This window comes from Spirillospora sp. NPDC049652 (assembly GCF_040675125.1).
In the GTDB taxonomy this organism is placed as follows: Bacteria; Actinomycetota; Actinomycetes; order Streptosporangiales; family Streptosporangiaceae; genus Spirillospora.
In genome coordinates, this window is the sequence record NZ_JBFAOF010001210.1 from 1 (window position 1) to 1,857 (window position 1,857).

At 73.5% G+C, this 1,857-nt stretch carries 1 protein-coding gene and 1 pseudogene; both read right to left on the minus strand.

What is annotated here, in order from left to right; all coding sequences use genetic code 11:
- Window positions 1–356 precede the first annotated feature (356 nt).
- A pseudogene (locus AB0J52_RS38630) lies at window positions 357–1,079 on the minus strand (serine/threonine-protein kinase); the annotation flags it as partial.
- Between the two features lie 77 nt (window positions 1,080–1,156).
- Window positions 1,157–1,857: serine/threonine kinase C-terminal domain-containing protein (locus AB0J52_RS38635; RefSeq protein ID WP_500188011.1), on the minus strand; the 701-nt coding region annotated here is incomplete at its 5' end.

A 1,857-nucleotide genomic window follows, 5' to 3' on the forward strand; every position in this document is an offset into this window, starting at 1 on the left:
CGTAGGACTCCGGGAAGCCCTTGCGCTCCATCAGCCCGCGCTCGGCGAGGACGGCGTTCGGGTACAGGAAGTTGTCGGTGATCGCGCCGCACCGACGGGTCGTGGCGGGCCGGCGAGGCGTCGTGCCGCACCGGCGCCTGCTCCTGGCGCAGCGCCCCCCGGTGCAGGTCGGCGGGGTCGGTGATCGTCTCCGACCCGCCGTCCAGGATCGTCCGGACGTCGTCGCCGAGCGTCACCCCGGCGGCGGGCTCGGGCCGGGCGGCCGCCGCGGCGGCGACCCGGGCGAGCAGCGGCTCGGCCTGCTCGGCGCTCATCCGGTGCATCGGCTGGCGGGCCAGCAGGCCGTCCAGGACGGGCCGCAGCGGACCGCCGTTGCGCGGCGGCGGCACCGGCTCCAGCAGCGCCGCCTGGAGCGACGCCATCGCGTCCGACCGCTCATAGGGCGACCGCCCCTCCAGCGCCGCGTACATGGTCGCGCCGAGGGACCACAGGTCCGACGCCGGGACGGCCCGGGCCCCCTGCGCCCGCTCCGGCGGGATGTAGGCGGGCGACCCCATGACCAGCCCGGTCTGGGTCAGCGTCGCGTCCCCCTCCATCTGCGCGATGCCGAAATCGGTCAGCACCACCCGGCCGGAGGCGTGGAGCAGCACGTTCGACGGCTTCACGTCCCGGTGCAGGATGCCCTTGGAGTGCGCGTGCCGCAGCGCCCCGAGCATCTGCATGCCGATGTCGGCGACCCTCGGGTGCGGCAGCGGGCCCTCGCGGTCGAGGACGTCCTGCAGCGACGGCGCGAGGACGAGCTCCATCACGATCCACGGCCGCCCGTCCTCCTCGACGACGTCGTGGACCACGACCACCCCGGGATGGTTCAGCCTCGCCGAGGCCCGCGCCTCCCGCAGCGTCCGCTCGTACAGGACGTCCCGCTCGCCCTCGCTGAGCCCGGGCGGCAGCACGACCTCCTTGACCGCCACCTCGCGGTGGAGCGTGAGATCCCGGGCGCGCCAGACCGTGCCCATGCCGCCGCGGCCCACCACCGTGTCCAGCCGGTAGCGGCCAGCGAGCAGACGTCCCTCTCCCATGACCAAATGGTCCCCCGTCGGAGCAAATGCTGCTGAGTGGGACGCGCTTCGGCGTCCCCCGGTTCATTGGATCAGCTTTATCCGGCGCTTTCGAGCACTTGGGTGAGGGTGGGACGCATGCCGCCCCACTGCTGCTCGGGAGCGACGACGATGACCGCGTAGGGCCGCCCCTTCATGCGGAAGCCCCGGTCCAGGGCGTGCGTCCGCTCACCGGAGCGCAGCCAGGTGAACTCCAGGTCGGCGGCGGGCTGCCCGTTCCTGGCCGTGGTCGAGCGCAGGTCGATCCGGTAGAAGCCGTTCAGGGCCTTGGCGGTGTTCGGATCCAGCATCCACTCTTTCCAGTGGCCCATGGGCGTGCCCGTCCAGACGCGGTCGTCGACCTGGACGTAGGCGTGCGTGTCCGGATCCACGAAGGTCCGGTCGTCCTGACGCTTCCAGCGGGTCGGCACTGCGACGCGGAGGTCGCCGAGGCGCTCGAACCGCATGCCCGCCGGCGGCCGGTTCGGTTTCGGCTTGGCGCCCGGCGGATTCGTGTGGTCCGTCGAGGGCTTGGAACCGCTGGGCAACGGATTCGGGCCGGCGTCGTACGGGTCGGCGGCGGCGCCGTTCGACCGGCCGAGGACGTAGTAGATCCCGCTGCCGACGATCACCAGGGCCGCGACGGCCCCGACCACCGCGAGGACGATCTTGCCGCCGTGCCCACCGCCGGAACGGGCCACCGTCTGTGTCCCGCCGGACGCGGCCACCGCCTGCGTCGCGCCACCCAGGGCTCCCGGGT